Below are 16,273 nucleotides of genomic sequence, written 5' to 3' on the forward strand. Positions count from 1 at the left end.
CTAGCGTTTGCCTATGCCCATCTGTTCTAGCGTTTGTGCTGCGGCCTTGCGCCCAGATGCCTCGCCAATCGCACGACCCTGAAGCAAGATACCCTGCATCTGTTGCGGTTGACGAGCGAGCATCTTCTGGGCTAATGGGGTGGCATAAAAAGCGGATAACGCCTCCATTTCTTCTATGGAGTAGTCTTTTGCCAAAATACCCGTTACCGCATCGGTATAAAGCTGTTTTGTTTCGGTGGACTTGAATTCACGAAGAAAATTCGCCGAGAATTTCGAGACAAATTCTTTTTTTAGCGGCTCGGGCGCATTGCTGGATTTCAGCATTTGCGTCAACATGGGCTCAAACAGAGGGACCATCTGGTCGGCCATGGTGTCATACATCTTGTCGAATCCGGTCTGGGCCATCAGGCGAACGGCAAGCACGCGACGTTTCTCCATCTCCTCCGCGGAAACTGTTTGCGCGTGTGCCACCTGCAGTCCGAGCAGAAAAAAACAGAGCAACAGCGAACGGGATAACCGATTCATCGGTCAATCTCTCCAAACACAATATCCATGGTGCCGATCACGGCAACGGCATCGGCGATCATGTGGCCGCGCGACATTTCGTCCATAGCCGCGAGGTGCGGAAAACCCGGCGGACGGATCTTGAGGCGATAGGGCTTGTTGGCGCCGTCGCTGACGATATAGATACCGAACTCGCCCTTGGGGTGCTCGACCGCCGCATAGGCTTCGCCTTCGGGCACGTGGAAACCTTCGGTGAAGAGCTTGAAGTGGTGAATCAGCTCTTCCATGTTGGTCTTCATGGATTCGCGGTCGGGTGCGGCAACTTTGTGGTTGCTGGTGATCACGGGACCGGGGTTCACGCGTAGCCAGTCGATGCACTGCTTGATGATACGGTTGGACTGGCGCATCTCTTCGATGCGGACCAGGTAACGGTCATAGCAGTCGCCGGTCTTGCCAACCGGGATGTCAAAGTCCATCTTGTCGTAGACGTCATAGGGCTGCTGCTTGCGCAGGTCCCAGGCAAAACCTGAACCCCGCAGCATGGGGCCGGTGAAGCCAAGGTTGAGGGCGCGCTCCGGTGAGACGACACCCACGCCGACGGTGCGCTGCTTCCAGATGCGGTTGTCGGTCAGCAGGGTTTCGTATTCGTCGACATAACCGGGGAACTTGTTGGTGAAATCCTCGATGAAGTCGAGCAGCGAACCCTGGCGGTTCTCGTTGAGCGCGGCGATGGCCTTGGCGTTCTTGACCTTGCTGACGCGGTACTGCGGCATGCTGTCGGGCAAGTCGCGGTAGACGCCGCCCGGGCGGAAGTAGGCCGCATGCATGCGCGCGCCGGAGACGGCCTCGTACATATCGAACAGCGCCTCGCGTTCGCGGAAGCAGTAAATCAGGATGTTCATCGCGCCGCAGTCGAAACCGTGCGCGCCCAGCCACAGCAGGTGGTTGAGCAAGCGCGTGATTTCGGCGTACATCACGCGGATGTATTGCGCGCGCACCGGCACGTCGACACCGAGCAGCTTCTCGATGGCCAGGCAGTAGGCCTGCTCGTTGGACATCATGGAGACGTAGTCCAGCCGGTCCATGTAGGGCAGCGACTGGATGTAGGTCTTGCTTTCAGCGAGTTTTTCGGTTGCGCGGTGCAGCAGGCCAATATGCGGGTCAGCGCGCTGGATCACTTCGCCGTCGAGTTCAAGCACCAGGCGCAGCACGCCGTGCGCCGCGGGATGCTGTGGCCCAAAGTTGAGCGTGTAGTTTTTGATTTCAGCCATGTGGGTGTCAAACTCTGTAAAACCGGCGCTCTGCCGCCGCGCCGGGCCGCCCCAAGCAAGGCAAGCCCCCTCGGGGGGCAGCGCAGCACACGAAGTGGCAAGCGTGGGGGCTCATCATTGCAGTCCGCCATAGTTGTCTTCGCGGATCACACGGGGAGTGATCTCACGCGGCTCGATGGTGACCGGCTGGTAAATCACGCGCTTTTGTTCGGGGTCGTAGCGCATCTCCACATGGCCCGAAGTCGGGAAGTCCTTGCGGAAAGGATGACCGATAAAACCGTAGTCAGTCAGGATGCGGCGCAGGTCGTTGTGGCCTTCGAAGATGATGCCGTAAAGGTCGAAGGCTTCGCGCTCAAACCAGTTGGCCGAGTTCCAGATGCCGTTGAGCGAATCCACCACAGGGAAGTCGTCGTCGGGGCAAAACACCTTGAGGCGAACGCGCTGGTTAAGGCTGACCGACAGCAGATGCGACGCCACGCAGTAGCGCAGGCCGTCGTACTGGCCGTCCTTATATTCGGAATAGTCGACACCGCACAGATCGATAAGCTGCTCAAAACGGCAACCGGGCGCATCGCGCAGCAGGGTTGCGGCCCCAAGATAATCAGCAGCGGCGACCGTAAGGGTGATTTCACCCAGAGCAGTCTTCAGGCTTTTGACCTTGTCGCCGAGCACGGCGTGAATCGTTTCGGCGAGTTGCTCCATGGACACGGGGGAAGAGGACATGCTTTATGCCCTCGCAATCGTGTTGGTGCGACGAATTTTCTGCTGCAGCTGGATGATGCCGTACATCAGAGCTTCGGCCGTGGGCGGGCAGCCGGGCACGTAAACGTCCACCGGCACGATACGGTCGCAGCCGCGAACCACGGAATAGCTGTAGTGGTAATACCCGCCGCCGTTAGCGCAGGAGCCCATGGACAGAACCCAGCGCGGCTCGGACATCTGGTCGTACACCTTGCGCAGGGCCGGACCCATCTTGTTGCACAGCGTGCCGGCCACAATCATCAGGTCGGACTGGCGTGGGCTGGGACGGAACAACATGCCGAAACGGTCCAGGTCGTAACGCGCCGCGCCCGCATGCATCATTTCGACGGCGCAGCAGGCCAGACCGAATGTCATGGGCCAGAGCGAACCCGTCTTGGCCCAGTTCACCACCGAGTCGTAACTCGTGGTCATGAAGCCTTCGTTGAAAACACCTTCAAGTGACATACCCGTACCTTTGTGGCGAGAAACGCCCTAGAGAACCCTCGGGATCTTTTTATTCCCAGTCCAGCGCACCTTTTTTCCACTCGTAGACAAATCCCACGACCAGAATGCCCAGGAAAATCATGACCGACCAGAAGCCGACAGGACCGATTTCCTTGAGCGCCACGGCCCAGGGAAAGAGAAATGCAATTTCGAGGTCAAAAAGAATGAAGAGGATGGCGACCAGGTAATAGCGCACATCGAACTTCATGCGGGCATCTTCGAAAGCCTCGAAGCCGCATTCATAGGGGGAGTTTTTTTCGCTGTCGGGACGCACAGGGCCCAACAATCGCCCCAGGACCTGAGGCACCACGCCGACACCCACACCAACCAGAATAAACAAAAGAACAGGAAGGTATTGATCGAGGTTCATCGTGGATTCAACTTCTGAAAAGCCACTTGCGCGGTTTGCTTCAGCTGCCGTTTGAGCCGACAACATTGCCGGAGCGCTGCTGCCGATGCATGTCAATCTGGTGCGGACGGCGAGACTCGAACTCGCACACCTTTCGGCACTACCCCCTCAAGATAGCGTGTCTACCAATTTCACCACGTCCGCGGTTTTTAACTGACTGGATGGCATGAGGAACCTTGCGGTTTTGGCTTTCCAGACAGTCTTAGAGTTTACCCCGAAATATTGCCGCACCCGGCTACGGGCACCAGCAAAATCTCGTTATTTCGTCGGGATTTGCGCAGCACCCGATGCGGCAGGTGCAGCTGGAACCGGAACTGCCGTGCCGGTAGCCGCAGGAGCCGAGGTCCCCGGAATCTGGGCTGCGCCGGAAGCGGCGGGAGCAGGCGCCGGCGCCGTCACTGCAGCACCTTCGAGAACGCTGGAGCTGGTGCGCCCAGAGACATTACCAAAGTAAGCAAGCAGCAAGGTGGAGGCAAAAAACAACGCAGCCAGAACCCCGGTAGTACGCGACAGGAAATTGGCACTGCCGCTGGCGCCAAAAAGGCTGCCTGAACCGCCGCTGCCGAACGCCGCGCCCATGTCTGCGCCCTTGCCGTGTTGCACCAGGATCAGGCCAATCATGCCAAGCGCCGAAAGCATCTGCACGGCGAGGACAATGGTTAATACAACGTTCATGTTTACTCCTAATTTAATAGCGTGCTGCGCTCGTCAATTGCGGGCTGCAGCAATAATTGTCAAGAAATCGGCGGCCTTCAGGGATGCGCCGCCAATCAGGCCGCCGTCGATGTCAGGCTGGGCTAGCAGTGTTGCGGCGTTGGCCGCATTCATGCTGCCGCCATACAGAATTTTCACGCGAGCAAACTGATCCGTCGCCGCCTTCAGCTGGCTCCGCAGCACCGCGTGCATCGCCTGCGCCTCGTCCGGGGAAGCGGTCTTGCCGGTGCCGATGGCCCATACAGGTTCATAGGCCACCACAATCTCGCTGATGCAATGTCCGTTGGTATGAATCACCGCCGCCAGCTGACGCTTGACGACCTCTTCCGTATGCCCAGCTTCGCGTTCGGCCAGCGTTTCGCCAACACACACAATGGGCGTAACACCACAGGCCAGTGCAGATTTCGCCTTGTCGGCCACCACCGCATCAGTCTCGCCGTGATATTGGCGGCGCTCCGAATGACCAACAATGGCAAAACGGCAACCAAACTCCTTGAGCATGGTGGCACTGACTTCACCCGTATAAGCGCCGCTGGCATGTACGGACACATCCTGCGCACCAAGCTCAACGACGGACAGACCGGGCTTTGCAGTTCGCAATTGCTGAACCTGTGCCAGGTAAGGTGCGGGCACACAAATCGCCACATCGCATGCCGGAGGATTGGCCAACCCCTTGGCCAGGGCCTCGAGCAAGGCCGCGTTGGCCTCCAGGCTGCCGTTCATTTTCCAATTACCAGCAATTAGCTTTTTCATGGTGTCGGCGACCAGGTTAAAACGATTTTTCCGACATGCTGATTGGACTCCATCAGCGCGTGCGCCTTGGCCGCATCAGCGGCGGCAAACGTACTGTGAATCACAGGCTTGACAGCGCCGCCGGCAATCAGCGGCCAGACTTTTTCTTTCAACGCAGCCGCGATGGCCGCCTTGAATTCGACGGAGCGCGGACGCAAGGTCGAACCAGTGATCGTCAGGCGCTTGCGCAGCACGAGGCCGGCATTGAATTCAGCCTTGACGCCGCCCTGCAAGGCAATGATGACCAGGCGGCCGTCCTCGGCCATGCAGTCAACCTCTCGCGTCACATACCCGCCAGCCACCATATCGAGAATGACGTCAACGCCCTTCCCGTTCGTGAGCTTTTTGACTTCTTCGGAGAAATCGCTGGTTTTGTAATTGATGGCATGGTCAGCACCCAACGCCACGCAGGCGGCGCACTTGTCGTCACTGCCTGCCGTGACCAGCACCGTGGCCCCCAATGCCTTGGCAATCTGGATGGCCGTCACGCCGATGCCGCTGGAGCCGCCCTGAATCAACAGTGTTTCGCCCGGCTGCAAATGAGCGCGCTCGAACACATTGCTCCAGACCGTGAAAAAGGTCTCAGGCAGCGAAGCCGCTTCGATATCGCTGAGGCTTGCAGGCACCGGAAGGCACTGAGCAGCGGGAGCAACACACAGCTCGGCATATCCCCCGCCCGCGACCAGCGCACAGACGCGGTCGCCGATTTTCAAACCCGCGGCGGTCAAGGCTTTTGCATCGCCAGACACAATGACACCCGCCACTTCAAGCCCCGGAATGTCCGATGCCCCCGGCGGTACTGGATAGTGACCCATGCGTTGAAGCACATCGGGGCGGTTGACGCCGCTGGCGCTCACGCGGATCACTACCTCGCCAGGACCTTCAATGGGCGCCGGGCGATCAGCCAGGCACAGCACCTCAGGCTTGCCGTAGGAGGTAATTTCAACAGCTTTCATGGCGTATCAATGTCATTTGAGCCGCCAGCCCTTTGTACAAGAGCGCTGGCAGCTACAAAATCAATAGCAGATATTGATCAACCCCGGTCCTGATCCTGGGCTGGACGGTCCAGCAGGGCCTTCATGGACAGCTTGACACGGCCCTTTTCGTCGGTCTCAAGAACCTTCACCTTGACGATCTGGCCTTCGCTCAGGTAGTCGGTGACCTTCTCGACGCGTTCGTGGGCGATCTGGCTGATGTGCAGCAGGCCGTCCTTGCCGGGCAGCAGGTTGATCAGCGCGCCGAAGTCCAGGATCTTGGTGACCGGGCCTTCATAGACCTTGCCGATTTCGACTTCAGCGGTGATCTCGGCGATACGGCGCTTGGCCTCGTCGGCCTTGGCGCTATCGTTCGAGGCGATGGTGATGGTGCCGTCTTCCTCGATGTTGATCTGCGTGCCGGTTTCTTCGGTCAGCGCACGGATAACGGCGCCGCCCTTGCCGATCACGTCGCGGATCTTCTCGGGATTGATCTTCATGACGTAGAGGCGTGGCGCGAAGTCGGAAACTTCAGCCTTGGCTTCGCCCATGGCTTCCTGCATCTTGCCCAGGATGTGCATGCGGGCTTCCTTGGCCTGGGCCAGTGCGACCTGCATGATTTCCTTGGTGATACCCTGGATCTTGATGTCCATCTGCAGTGCGGTGATACCGAAGGTGGTACCGGCAACCTTGAAGTCCATGTCGCCCAGGTGATCTTCGTCGCCCAGGATGTCGGTCAGCACGGCGAAGCGGTTGTCTTCCTTGATCAGGCCCATGGCGATACCGGCCACGTGGGCTTTCATCGGCACACCGGCATCCATCAGCGACAGGCAGCCGCCGCAGACCGAAGCCATCGACGAGGAACCATTCGATTCGGTGATTTCAGACACTACACGCATGGTGTACGGGAATTCTTCCTTCGTGGGCAGCACGGCGATCAGCGCGCGCTTGGCCAGGCGGCCGTGGCCGATTTCACGGCGTTTTGGCGAGCCGACACGGCCGGTTTCGCCGGTGGCGAACGGAGGCATGTTGTAGTGCAGCATGAAGCGGTCTTCGTAGTCGCCCGACAGTGCGTCGATGCGCTGCGCGTCACGCTCGGTGCCCAGCGTGGTCACGACCAGCGCCTGGGTTTCGCCACGCGTGAACAAGGCCGACCCGTGGGTACGGGGCAGCACGCTGTTGCGGATTTCAATCGCGCGAACGGTGCGCGTGTCGCGGCCGTCGATGCGAGGCTCACCGGCCAGGATCTGGCTGCGAACGATTTTGGCTTCGATGTCGAACAGCATGCCTTCAACGGCAACGCCGTCAAACTCAACGCCGTCAGCCTTCAGTGCGGCCATGACTTCCGAGGTCACCACGCGGCAGGCTTGCGTACGGGCTTGCTTGGCGCGGATCTGGTAAGCGGCTTGCAGCTTGGCACCGGCGAGTTCGTTGACCCTGGCGATCAGCGGTTCGTTCTTGGCGGGCGCTTTCCAGTCCCAGACCGGCTTGCCGGCGTCGCGCACGAGCTCATGAATCGCATTGATGGCGATGTTGCCTTGCTCATGGCCAAACACCACGGCGCCGAGCATGATTTCTTCGGACAGCTGCTGGGCTTCGGACTCGACCATCAGCACGGCGGCTTCGGTGCCGGCCACGACGAGATCCATCTTCGAATCCTTGAGCTGGGTCTTGCCGGGGTTCAGCACGTACTGGCCGTCGATGTAGGCGACACGCGCGGCGCCGATGGGGCCGTTGAACGGGATGCCGGAGATCGACAGTGCGGCGCTCGAAGCGATCAGCGCAGGGATGTCACCTTCGACTTCAGGGTTCAGCGACAGCACGTGGATCACGACCTGCACTTCATTGAAGAAGCCTTCGGGGAACAGCGGGCGAATCGGGCGGTCGATCAGGCGGGAGGTCAGCGTTTCGAATTCGCTGGGGCGGCCTTCGCGCTTGAAGAAGCTGCCGGGAATGCGGCCGGCGGCGTAGGTTTTCTCAAGGTAGTCGACGGTCAGGGGGAAGAAGTCCTGGCCAGGCTTGGCATCGGTCTTGGCGACCACGGTGGCCAGCACCACGGTGCCGTCCATGTCGACGATGACTGCGCCGCTGGACTGGCGTGCGACTTCGCCGGTTTCCATCGTGACCTTGTGCTGGCCCCATTGGAAAGACTTGGTGACTTTGTTGAAAATGCTCATGTTCTTATCTCCACTAAATTCACGCGCTTGAGGCAGCGCGGGAGGCCCGGAGCGGCGGCTGGCTGAACACGATGCCATTCCACAAAATGCCTGGAATCAGGGGTCTGACCGGGGCTTTTCTTGTGGAATGACACAGCGCGTGCTCGTTTTGCCTTGCTCCGAAGTAAAAAGCGCCTGAGCTAGTGAACTAACTCAGGCGCTTTCAAATCGTTTTTACCGATTACTTGCGCAGGCCAAGCTTGGCGATCAGCGCGGTGTAACGTTCGGCATCTTTGGACTTCAGGTAGTCCAGCAGCTTGCGGCGGCGGCTCACCATGCGCAGCAGACCGCGGCGGCCGTGGTGATCTTTCGCGTTGGCTTTGAAATGGGGGGTCAGTTCGTTGATGCGGCCGGTCAGCAGCGCCACTTGAACTTCAGGGCTGCCGGTGTCGCCGGCGGCACGTGCGTTGGCCTGAACGATTTCGGCCTTGATTGATTTTGCAATCATGTTTTCTCTTTCCTGCACCGAGATGCGCTTGCGAGCGAAGCAGCGTTCCCGACATGGGATTAAATAAACCGCTTTCGTCGTGTTCCGGCATGAAAAAGGCCAAAAAAAGGCCTCAATTTGCGCAGAGCCTTGGATTATAGCCCAAGCCAGCGCCTCAAGCGTTCCACTCCCTGCCCCAGCCTGCCCACGTCCTGGCTGGCAAAGCACCAGCGCAGCCAGCCCTGGGCCTCTGGGCCTGGATTGACCATGAATGCATTGCCCGGCGCCAGGCCCAAGCCACCTTCCACCACGAGGCGCTTGGCGGTCTCCAGAGAATCCCCGAAGCGCGCCTGGTCTTCCAGCCGGAAAAAGGCGTACATGCCGCCTTTGGCCAGCGCCAGTTGCACCCCCGGCACGGCCTGCAGCAGCGGCACCAGGGTGTCGCGGCAGGTTTTCAGGTGAGCAACCACCCGGGGGGTGATGTCGGCCGTCCGCTCGATGGCCACCAGACCGGCTCGTTGCACGAACACCGGTGCACAGGAGGTATTGAACTCCACCAGCTTGCCCACGTGCGGCGTCATGGCGGTCGGCATCACCAGCCAGCCCAGGCGCCACCCGGTCATCAAAAAGCTCTTGGAAAAGCTGTGAACCACCACAAGGCGGTCTTCGGGCGCGGCGATATCCAGAAAACTGGGGGCGCAACCGTTAGGGGTGGGCTCGTAATACAGGCGCTCGTACACCTCGTCCGCCAGAATCCAGGTGCCCGTATTGCGGCAATGCGCCAAGATGACCTCCTGCTCGGCGCACGACAGCGTCCAGCCGGTCGGGTTGTTGGGGGCGTTAACGATCAGCAGCTTGGTTTTCGGCGTGATGGCGGCCAGCAGCTCGGCCACATCAAGCCGCCACTCGCCTGCCACAGGCTTGAGGCTGACGCATTTGACCCGCGCCCCCATGATGGCCGGCTGGGCCGTCAGGTTGGGCCAGACAGGCGTCACGGCCACGACTTCGTCGCCGGCATCCACCAGCGCCTGCACCGCCAGCATCAGCGCATTGACGCCGCCGGAAGTCACCGCGATGCGCTCGGCCGTAATCGGCGCGGCCCCCGCACAGCGCAGGCCCGTCGCGTAATTGGCAATAGCCTCCCGCAGCTCTGGCAGCCCCAGGTTTTGCGCATAAAAAGTCTCGCCCTGCTGCAACGACGCAGCCGCCGCATCGCGGATAAACGCGGGCGTGACCTCATCGCTCTCGCCAAACCAGAACTTGAGGACGTCATCGCGCCCCATGCCGGCGTTGGCCACCTGGCGGATCATCGATTCTTCAAGATCTAAAACTGTTTTTCTCATGGATAGCCCGTCCGCCTGCCGGCTTCAATTCAAGTCATTCAATCAGCCAATTTGAACTCAGGGCCGGACCATCTTGCAGCTGTTGGGCTGCTCGGCCTTTTCGGGCGAAATCGTCTTGATGACGCGAAAGCCGTAGCCGGAACCTTCCACGTCAAATTTCACACCCGGCGAACCCTGCTTGCCCATCAACGCCACCAGCAGCGGCTGCTGGAACTGGTGGTCGGCCGAGCGCATCGCGCCTTTGTGGCCCGCAAAAGTTACCGTACTGCGCTCAAGCTGCGCCGCCACCGCGCCGGCGTCAGCACTGCCCGCCTTGTCAAGGCTTTGCGCCAGGGCCTCAATCATCAGCTGCATGCGCATGTGCACATAGTCGTCCTGAGGCTTGGGAAAGCGCTGGCGAAAGGATTGGTAGAAGGATTCGGACTGCGCGCCCGCCTCATTCGGGAACCAGTCGGCCACCGCGATCACCTTGCCTACGCCGGCATCGCCCAGCGCGCCCGGCACGCCCAGCGCGTTACCGTAAAAGGTATAGAACTTGCCCTCGTAACCGACCTCCCTTGCCGCCTTGATCAGCAGCGTCAGGTCGTTGCCCCAGTTGCCCGTCAGCACTGCCTGCGCTCCGCTGGCCTTGATCTTCGCGGCATAGGGAATGAAGTCCTTGACACGGCCCAGCGCGTGCAACTCGTCGCCCACGATCTGCACGTCGGGTCGCTGCGCACCCAGTTGCTTGCGTGCCTCGCGTAGCACGGCCTGCCCGAAACTGTAGTCCTGGCCTATCAGATAAATGCTTTTCAGCGCCTTGTCGTCCCGGAGTACGTCCATGAGCGCGGCCATGCGCATATCCGCGTGCGCATCAAAGCGGAAATGCCAGTAGCTGCACTTTTCATTCGTCAGGATCGGGTCGACCGCCGAGTAATTGAGGAACAGCACACGCTTGTTCGGCTCACGCTCGTTGTGCTTGTTGATGGCGTCGATCAGCACAGCCGCAATCGCGGATGAATTGCCCTGCGCAATGATGGTCACACCGTCGTCGATCGCCGAGCGCAATGCCGCCAGCGCCTCTTCGTTCTGGCCCTTGTTGTCGTAGCGCTCAACGACCAGGTTACGCGGCCCGCCCGCCAGCTTGACGCCACCGCGCGCATTGACGCGCTCGGTCGCCCAAACCAGATTGCGGAATACCGCTTCGCCGGTGTTGGCGAAGGCGCCCGAGAGGCTTTCGATGAGTGCGATCCGCACCGGCGGCTGGCTCGCAGTCTGCGCACCGGCACCCAGGGAGGCGGAAAGACATAGTGCCGTGAACAGGCGTTTCAAGAGATGACGCATAAAAAAAATAAGCCCTGCTTTTGATTTTGATCTGGCTTGAATAAATCGGATGAACACCTAACTGCTGAGCATGCGGCAATCACGGTGAGCGCCGCGCAGTGTAAGGGGAAAACACCCCTTGTTCATCCATCAAGGAATAGCCATGTTTTACTCTCTCGCCCATCGCCCTGCCCGCGCCTTTCATCGCCACTACGCACCCGTCGTGAGCAACGGCGCCCTGGAAAAATTCCTCAACGACACCTTCTCATCGCTGTCTGACACCGGCGCCGCCAAGGCTGCCAACGTGGAAGACCTCGAGAAGGCATATACCCTGCAATTCGACGTTCCCGGCCTGGCCCGCGAACAACTGGATATCGGCATCGAAGGCGACGTGGTTCGTGTCTCCAGCAAGGAAGACGCACCCCGCAAAATCAAGGCCGCATGGCGCTTCCCTCTGGAGATCGATACCGCGTCCAGCACAGCCAAACTTGAGAATGGCGTGCTGACGCTGACGCTGGGCAAGAAGGTCCCTGTCAGCAACGTGACGCATCTCGACATCCAGTGAATGTAGCCCCCCACGGTCGCTCACTGCGTGTAGCTCCCTTCCCCCCGTGGGGGCCGCTGCGCCTGCGGCCCGACAAAGCCGGTTCCGCGGCCCCTGCTGGAGGGGAGAGCACCCAGGGCACTTGCCGATTTCAGGGTTCACGCAATAGTCAGTTCGCCCAAACTCCAGCGCGGCTTCACGTCAAAGGTGTAGCCGTGTTGCAGTGTTTCCAGGCCGGCCTGTAAGCGCATACCAGCCGCCAGGGCGATCATGGCGCCGTTGTCGGTGCATAAATGCAGCTCGGGGTAATGCACGCGGATGCCTCGTTGTTTGCACACGGCATTAAGTTGGCTGCGCAGCAGCGCATTGGCGCCCACGCCGCCAGCCACCACCAGGCGCTTCAACCCGGTTTGCGTCATGGCTGCGAGTGATTTTTTCACCAGCACTTCAACGATGGCCGCCTGCGTAGACGCGGCCAGATCGGCTTTGCGGCTTTCCAGATCCGGCCCCAGTTTTTTGGCCTGCGTCAGCACCGCGGTTTTGAGCCCGGCAAAGGAAAAATCCAGGTCACCGCTGTGCAGCAAAGGCCGCGGCAACTTGAAGGCCGCGCCGTCACCGCCCTCAGCCAGCTTCGACAGATGCGGCCCTCCGGGGTAAGGCAGGCCCATCAGCTTGGCCGACTTGTCAAAAGCCTCACCCGCCGCATCGTCAATGGTTTCACCGAGCAATTCGTAACTGCCGACCCGGTCCACGCGCATCAGCTGGGTATGGCCGCCAGACACCAGCAGCGCCACAAAAGGAAACTCGGGCGGGTCGGCGCTCAGAAAGGGCGACAGCAAATGCCCTTCCAGGTGATGCACACCCATCGCCGGCTTGCCAAGCGCCGCCGCCAGCGAGCAAGCAACACCCGCCCCCACCAGCAGTGCCCCCGCAAGCCCGGGGCCCCGCGTATAGGCCACCACATCTACCTGTGCAAGGTTGCTGCCCGCCTCCGCCATCACCTGGTGGGTCAACGGCAAAACGCGCCGGATATGGTCCCGGCTGGCCAATTCCGGCACCACACCGCCATAAGCCTGGTGCATGTCAATCTGGCTGAACAAGGCGTGCGACAGCAAACGCGGCACACCGCTGCCGCTGGCATCCACCAGCGCCACACCGGTTTCATCACAACTCGATTCGATTCCAAGAACTCTCATCTTTGAAGTGTAAGGTTTGGAGAGAACTCCCCATACCAGCAGGGCCGCGGAGTCGGCAGGGGCACGGTTCTTGCACCGCTTGGCGCATGACACCGTCCCAATCCCTGCGCCTTGTCATCATCGCCCCGGACCTGCTGGAGTCCGTGTCCGATGACGCCCATGCACGGGAATTGGCCGAGCGCTCGCGCCAGCTGCGTATCGGCCTGCTGGAAAACGGTTACAACATCGTCGCGGTGCTCCCGGCCGATACCTTCCTGGATGAGCGCCTGGCGCAGCTGCAACCCGACATGATCATCGTGGACGCCGAAAGCGAGGCCCGCGATTCGCTGGAGCATGTGGTGATGGCGACGCGGGACGCCCGCCGGCCCATCGTGCTGTTCACCAACGACAACGACACCAGCCACGTCAAGGATGCCGTCGCCGCCGGCGTGTCGGCCTATGTGGTGGCCGGCCTCTCTCCGGACCGCATTCGGCCTATCCTGGATGTGGCCATGGCGCGCTTTGAACACGAGCAGGGCCTGCGCAAGGAACTGGCACACGCCAAAACAGAGCTTCATGACCGAAAAGTCATAGACCGGGCCAAGGGCATGCTGATGCAGCGCCAGGGCCTGACCGAACAGGCTGCCTTCGAAAAGCTGCGCAAGGCAGCGATGGACAAGGGCCTGCGGCTGGGCGAAGTCGCCCAGCGCATGCTCGACGCTCTGGATTTGCTGGGATGAATACCGGGCCTGATATCGGGTAACCCTCAATTGGTGCACCGCACAAATACGGTGCAAGCATCAAACCACCGCCTCGCACCGCCTTTCCCCGCAGCCACTGGAGCAGGCAGTGCACCCGGGGCACTTTCCCTTCTTAAAGCGACTCTCTTTCACAGCACTCAGCATCGCTGGCACAGCTTTTGCAATGCCCTAGGCACTGGTCAAGGATGGCCAACCGGCACAGCACTTCAATGGCGAAGTGTGTGGTGCCCCCAAGGAACAAAGGCGTTCGCACCCTGCATCACGTTCAACGTGTTGCCCGGGTCGAGCGCCTTTTTTGTTTTTTCTTTCGTTTTAACCATCAGGAGCCGCTGACATGACTGAACTGCTGAAATCTTCGCTGACACGCCGTACCGTGCTTCAGGCCGCGGCCGTAGGCGCCGTGGGCATCAACCCCGCCCTGCGCGCTGCCGTCTATGCCCAGGGCTCGGACGCACCAGAGAAGAAGGAAGTCAAGATCGGCTTCATTCCACTGACCGACTGTGCCTCCGTGGTCATGGCCTCGGTGCTGGGCATTGACCAGAAATACGGCGTCAAGATCATCCCGACCAAGGAAGCCAGTTGGGCCGGCGTGCGCGACAAGCTGGTCAACGGTGAGCTGGACTTCGCCCACGTGCTCTACGGCCTGGTCTACGGCGTCCACATGGGCACAGCCGGCCCCAAGAAGGACATGGCTGTGCTGATGACGCTCAACAACAACGGCCAGGCTATTACGCTGTCCAAAAAACTGGCAGACAAGGGCGCCGTAGACGGCGCCGGCCTGGCCAAACTCATGGCCAGCGACAAGCGCGAATACACCTTCGCCCAGACCTTCCCCACCGGCACGCACGCCATGTGGCTGTACTACTGGCTGGCCGCCAACGGCATCAACCCGATGAAGGACGCCAAAGTCATCACCGTGCCGCCGCCGCAGATGGTGGCCAACATGCGCGTGGGCAACATGGACGGCTTCTGCGTGGGTGAGCCCTGGGGCCACCGCGCCATCATCGACGGCATCGGTGTGACCGCTGTGACCACCCAGGACGTCTGGAAAGACCACCCCGAGAAAGTGCTGGGCACCACCGCCGACTTCGTCAAGAAATATCCCAACACGGCGCGCGCCGTCACCGCCGCCATCATCGAGGCCGGTAAATGGATTGACGCCAGCCTCTCCAACAAGAACAAGATGGCCGAAACCGTGGCCGACAAGAGCTACGTCAACACCAGCGTGGACGCCATCAATCAGCGCATCCTGGGCCGCTACCAGAACGGCATGGGCAAGACCTGGGACGACCCCAATTACATGAAGTTCTACAACGACGGCGCGGTGAGCTTCCCTTACCTCTCCGACGGCATGTGGTTCCTCACACAGCACAAGCGCTGGGGCCTGATCAAGGATCACCCCGACTACCTGGGCATTGCCAAGCAGATCAACCACATCGACGTCTACAAGCAGGCAGCCACGGCGGCCAAGGCCAGCGTTCCGAAGGAGATCATGCGCAGCAGCAAGCTGATGGACGGCACCGTGTGGGACGGCAAGGATCCGAAGAAATACGCCGACAGCTTCAAGATTCACGCCTGAACAGTCACGCTCGAGTCATTCAACCTTCCCACGTAAAGAGGTGACGCCATGGTCAGTGCAGTATTTCACACCCCGCTGGAGGCGGCCGCCCCGGCAAGCCGCAGCAGCGAAAGGCCCAGAGATGCCGCCGCTATCAATTCGATAGCTGGTGGCACTCATCCAACGGGCGCTACAGCCCAAAACAGCATGAACGCCCCAACAAAACCCACCCCAATCACCAAGCCATCCGGCGATGCCTCCTGGCTCTGGCTCAGCGTCCTGCCCCCCCTGCTGGGCCTGGGTTTGCTGGTGCTGATCTGGGAACTGGTTTTCATGGGCACGGCCGGCAGCATTCCCTCGCCCAAAGACACCTTTGTGCAGGCGGTGCAGATCTTCAGTGATCCGTTCTACAGCAAGGGGCCTAACGACCAGGGCGTGGGCTGGAACGTGCTGTCTTCGCTCAAGCGCGTGGCCATGGGCTTCGGCATGGCGGCTGTCGTCGGCATCCCGGTCGGCTTCATGATCGGGCGCTTCAACTTTCTGAGCCGCATGTTCAACCCGCTGATCAGCCTGCTGCGCCCGGTCTCGCCGCTGGCCTGGTTGCCGATTGGTCTGCTGGTCTTCAAGGGCGCCAACCCCGCAGCCATCTGGACCATCTTCATCTGCTCCATCTGGCCGATGATCATCAACACGGCTGTCGGCGTGCAGCGCGTGCCCCAGGACTACATGAACGTGGCGCGTGTGCTCAACCTCAGCGAGTGGAAGATCGTCACCAAGATCCTCTTTCCCGCCGTACTGCCTTACATGCTGACCGGCGTGCGCCTTGCCGTGGGCACCGCCTGGCTCGTCATCGTCGCGGCCGAGATGCTGACCGGCGGCGTCGGCATCGGCTTCTGGGTCTGGGACGAGTGGAACAACCTCAACGTCAAGAACATCATCATCGCGATCTTCGTGATTGGCATCGTCGGGCTGGTGCTGGAGTTCGCACTGATCAAGCTTGCAACAGCCTTCACGTTTGAAGAAGTCAAGAACTGAACC

Annotated in this window: 17 protein-coding genes and 1 tRNA gene; 4 read left to right on the forward strand and 14 right to left on the reverse strand. The window is 60.5% G+C overall.

Annotation, left to right across the window (positions count from 1 at the left end; translation table 11 throughout):
• The 13 genes from AC1DYR_RS06630 to AC1DYR_RS06690 form a co-directional block, all read right to left on the reverse strand.
• Nucleotides 1–525 carry a DUF2059 domain-containing protein gene (locus tag AC1DYR_RS06630; RefSeq protein WP_477704396.1) on the reverse strand — a complete coding sequence of 175 codons (525 nt, stop codon included), beginning with the start codon at nucleotides 523–525 and terminating at the stop codon, nucleotides 1–3.
• Complete coding sequence (locus AC1DYR_RS06635; protein WP_477704397.1) at nucleotides 522–1,775, reverse strand: NADH-quinone oxidoreductase subunit D; 1,254 nt, start codon at nucleotides 1,773–1,775, stop codon at nucleotides 522–524. Before AC1DYR_RS06635 ends, AC1DYR_RS06630 begins: the two co-directional genes overlap by 4 nt.
• Before the next feature lie 114 nt (nucleotides 1,776–1,889).
• The gene (locus AC1DYR_RS06640; protein WP_477704398.1) at nucleotides 1,890–2,498 is read right to left on the reverse strand and encodes an NADH-quinone oxidoreductase subunit C; all 609 of its coding nucleotides are present in this window, start codon (nucleotides 2,496–2,498) and stop codon (nucleotides 1,890–1,892) included.
• A 3-nt stretch (nucleotides 2,499–2,501) separates the two neighbouring features.
• Nucleotides 2,502–2,981: a NuoB/complex I 20 kDa subunit family protein gene (locus AC1DYR_RS06645; protein WP_007864469.1), complete on the reverse strand. Its 480-nt coding sequence runs from the start codon at nucleotides 2,979–2,981 to the stop codon at nucleotides 2,502–2,504.
• Nucleotides 2,982–3,030: 49 nt separating this feature from the next.
• Nucleotides 3,031–3,390: an NADH-quinone oxidoreductase subunit A gene (locus AC1DYR_RS06650; protein ID WP_007864471.1), complete on the reverse strand. Its 360-nt coding sequence runs from the start codon at nucleotides 3,388–3,390 to the stop codon at nucleotides 3,031–3,033.
• A gap of 98 nt (nucleotides 3,391–3,488) precedes the next feature.
• Nucleotides 3,489–3,573: transfer RNA gene (locus tag AC1DYR_RS06655), tRNA-Leu, on the reverse strand.
• A 114-nt stretch (nucleotides 3,574–3,687) separates the two neighbouring features.
• Nucleotides 3,688–4,104: a preprotein translocase subunit SecG gene (gene secG, locus AC1DYR_RS06660; RefSeq protein ID WP_477659137.1), complete on the reverse strand. Its 417-nt coding sequence runs from the start codon at nucleotides 4,102–4,104 to the stop codon at nucleotides 3,688–3,690.
• Between the two features lie 33 nt (nucleotides 4,105–4,137).
• Complete coding sequence (gene tpiA / locus AC1DYR_RS06665) at nucleotides 4,138–4,896, reverse strand: triose-phosphate isomerase (RefSeq protein ID WP_477704399.1); 759 nt, start codon at nucleotides 4,894–4,896, stop codon at nucleotides 4,138–4,140.
• Nucleotides 4,893–5,891 (reverse strand): NAD(P)H-quinone oxidoreductase, encoded by a 999-nt coding sequence (locus tag AC1DYR_RS06670; RefSeq protein ID WP_477704400.1) that lies wholly within the window; start codon nucleotides 5,889–5,891, stop codon nucleotides 4,893–4,895. The genes tpiA and AC1DYR_RS06670 overlap by 4 nt, the downstream gene beginning before the upstream one ends.
• 77 nt (nucleotides 5,892–5,968) lie before the next feature.
• On the reverse strand, nucleotides 5,969–8,086 hold the full coding sequence (pnp, locus tag AC1DYR_RS06675; protein WP_477659140.1) for a polyribonucleotide nucleotidyltransferase: 2,118 nt from the start codon (nucleotides 8,084–8,086) through the stop codon (nucleotides 5,969–5,971).
• 220 nt (nucleotides 8,087–8,306) lie between these two features.
• Nucleotides 8,307–8,573: a 30S ribosomal protein S15 gene (gene rpsO / locus AC1DYR_RS06680; RefSeq protein ID WP_348046953.1), complete on the reverse strand. Its 267-nt coding sequence runs from the start codon at nucleotides 8,571–8,573 to the stop codon at nucleotides 8,307–8,309.
• Between the two features lie 134 nt (nucleotides 8,574–8,707).
• Nucleotides 8,708–9,895 (reverse strand): pyridoxal phosphate-dependent aminotransferase, encoded by a 1,188-nt coding sequence (locus AC1DYR_RS06685; RefSeq protein WP_477704401.1) that lies wholly within the window; start codon nucleotides 9,893–9,895, stop codon nucleotides 8,708–8,710.
• Between the two features lie 57 nt (nucleotides 9,896–9,952).
• Nucleotides 9,953–11,218 (reverse strand): branched-chain amino acid ABC transporter substrate-binding protein, encoded by a 1,266-nt coding sequence (locus AC1DYR_RS06690; RefSeq protein ID WP_477704402.1) that lies wholly within the window; start codon nucleotides 11,216–11,218, stop codon nucleotides 9,953–9,955.
• 142 nt (nucleotides 11,219–11,360) lie between these two features.
• Between AC1DYR_RS06690 and AC1DYR_RS06695 the strand changes: the two genes are divergently transcribed.
• Entirely contained in the window at nucleotides 11,361–11,762 is a 402-nt protein-coding gene (locus AC1DYR_RS06695; protein WP_477648115.1) for an Hsp20/alpha crystallin family protein, read from the forward strand.
• Nucleotides 11,763–11,899: 137 nt separating this feature from the next.
• Here AC1DYR_RS06695 and tsaD read toward each other — a convergent pair whose 3' ends face one another.
• On the reverse strand, nucleotides 11,900–12,937 hold the full coding sequence (tsaD, locus tag AC1DYR_RS06700) for a tRNA (adenosine(37)-N6)-threonylcarbamoyltransferase complex transferase subunit TsaD (RefSeq protein WP_477704403.1): 1,038 nt from the start codon (nucleotides 12,935–12,937) through the stop codon (nucleotides 11,900–11,902).
• Between the two features lie 86 nt (nucleotides 12,938–13,023).
• On the opposite strand from tsaD, the gene AC1DYR_RS06705 reads away from it, so the two are divergent.
• The 3 genes from AC1DYR_RS06705 (at nucleotide 13,024) to ntrB (ending at nucleotide 16,270) form a co-directional block, all read left to right on the forward strand.
• Nucleotides 13,024–13,656 (forward strand): ANTAR domain-containing response regulator, encoded by a 633-nt coding sequence (locus tag AC1DYR_RS06705; RefSeq protein WP_477648113.1) that lies wholly within the window; start codon nucleotides 13,024–13,026, stop codon nucleotides 13,654–13,656.
• Nucleotides 13,657–14,011: 355 nt separating this feature from the next.
• Nucleotides 14,012–15,256, forward strand: coding sequence for a CmpA/NrtA family ABC transporter substrate-binding protein (locus AC1DYR_RS06710; protein ID WP_477648112.1), 1,245 nt, complete (start codon nucleotides 14,012–14,014; stop codon nucleotides 15,254–15,256).
• A gap of 186 nt (nucleotides 15,257–15,442) precedes the next feature.
• The gene (gene ntrB / locus AC1DYR_RS06715; protein WP_457279077.1) at nucleotides 15,443–16,270 is read left to right on the forward strand and encodes a nitrate ABC transporter permease; all 828 of its coding nucleotides are present in this window, start codon (nucleotides 15,443–15,445) and stop codon (nucleotides 16,268–16,270) included.
• The last annotated feature ends 3 nt before the right edge of the window (nucleotides 16,271–16,273 follow it).

This window comes from Polaromonas sp. P1_F9 (assembly GCF_056405615.1).

Bases quoted from the DNA above. Each gene is read 5' to 3' on its own strand.
- AC1DYR_RS06630 (WP_477704396.1), bottom strand. From the start codon at position 525: ATGAATCGGTTATCCCGTTCGCTGTTGCTCTGTTTTTTTCTGCTCGGA.
- AC1DYR_RS06635 (WP_477704397.1), bottom strand. From the start codon at position 1,775: ATGGCTGAAATCAAAAACTACACGCTCAACTTTGGGCCACAGCATCCC.
- AC1DYR_RS06640 (WP_477704398.1), bottom strand. From the start codon at position 2,498: ATGTCCTCTTCCCCCGTGTCCATGGAGCAACTCGCCGAAACGATTCAC.
- AC1DYR_RS06645 (WP_007864469.1), bottom strand. From the start codon at position 2,981: ATGTCACTTGAAGGTGTTTTCAACGAAGGCTTCATGACCACGAGTTAC.
- AC1DYR_RS06650 (WP_007864471.1), bottom strand. From the start codon at position 3,390: ATGAACCTCGATCAATACCTTCCTGTTCTTTTGTTTATTCTGGTTGGT.
- secG (WP_477659137.1), bottom strand. From the start codon at position 4,104: ATGAACGTTGTATTAACCATTGTCCTCGCCGTGCAGATGCTTTCGGCG.
- tpiA (WP_477704399.1), bottom strand. From the start codon at position 4,896: ATGAAAAAGCTAATTGCTGGTAATTGGAAAATGAACGGCAGCCTGGAG.
- AC1DYR_RS06670 (WP_477704400.1), bottom strand. From the start codon at position 5,891: ATGAAAGCTGTTGAAATTACCTCCTACGGCAAGCCTGAGGTGCTGTGC.
- pnp (WP_477659140.1), bottom strand. From the start codon at position 8,086: ATGAGCATTTTCAACAAAGTCACCAAGTCTTTCCAATGGGGCCAGCAC.
- rpsO (WP_348046953.1), bottom strand. From the start codon at position 8,573: ATGATTGCAAAATCAATCAAGGCCGAAATCGTTCAGGCCAACGCACGT.
- AC1DYR_RS06685 (WP_477704401.1), bottom strand. From the start codon at position 9,895: ATGAGAAAAACAGTTTTAGATCTTGAAGAATCGATGATCCGCCAGGTG.
- AC1DYR_RS06690 (WP_477704402.1), bottom strand. From the start codon at position 11,218: ATGCGTCATCTCTTGAAACGCCTGTTCACGGCACTATGTCTTTCCGCC.
- AC1DYR_RS06695 (WP_477648115.1), top strand. From the start codon at position 11,361: ATGTTTTACTCTCTCGCCCATCGCCCTGCCCGCGCCTTTCATCGCCAC.
- tsaD (WP_477704403.1), bottom strand. From the start codon at position 12,937: ATGAGAGTTCTTGGAATCGAATCGAGTTGTGATGAAACCGGTGTGGCG.
- AC1DYR_RS06705 (WP_477648113.1), top strand. From the start codon at position 13,024: ATGACACCGTCCCAATCCCTGCGCCTTGTCATCATCGCCCCGGACCTG.
- AC1DYR_RS06710 (WP_477648112.1), top strand. From the start codon at position 14,012: ATGACTGAACTGCTGAAATCTTCGCTGACACGCCGTACCGTGCTTCAG.
- ntrB (WP_457279077.1), top strand. From the start codon at position 15,443: ATGAACGCCCCAACAAAACCCACCCCAATCACCAAGCCATCCGGCGAT.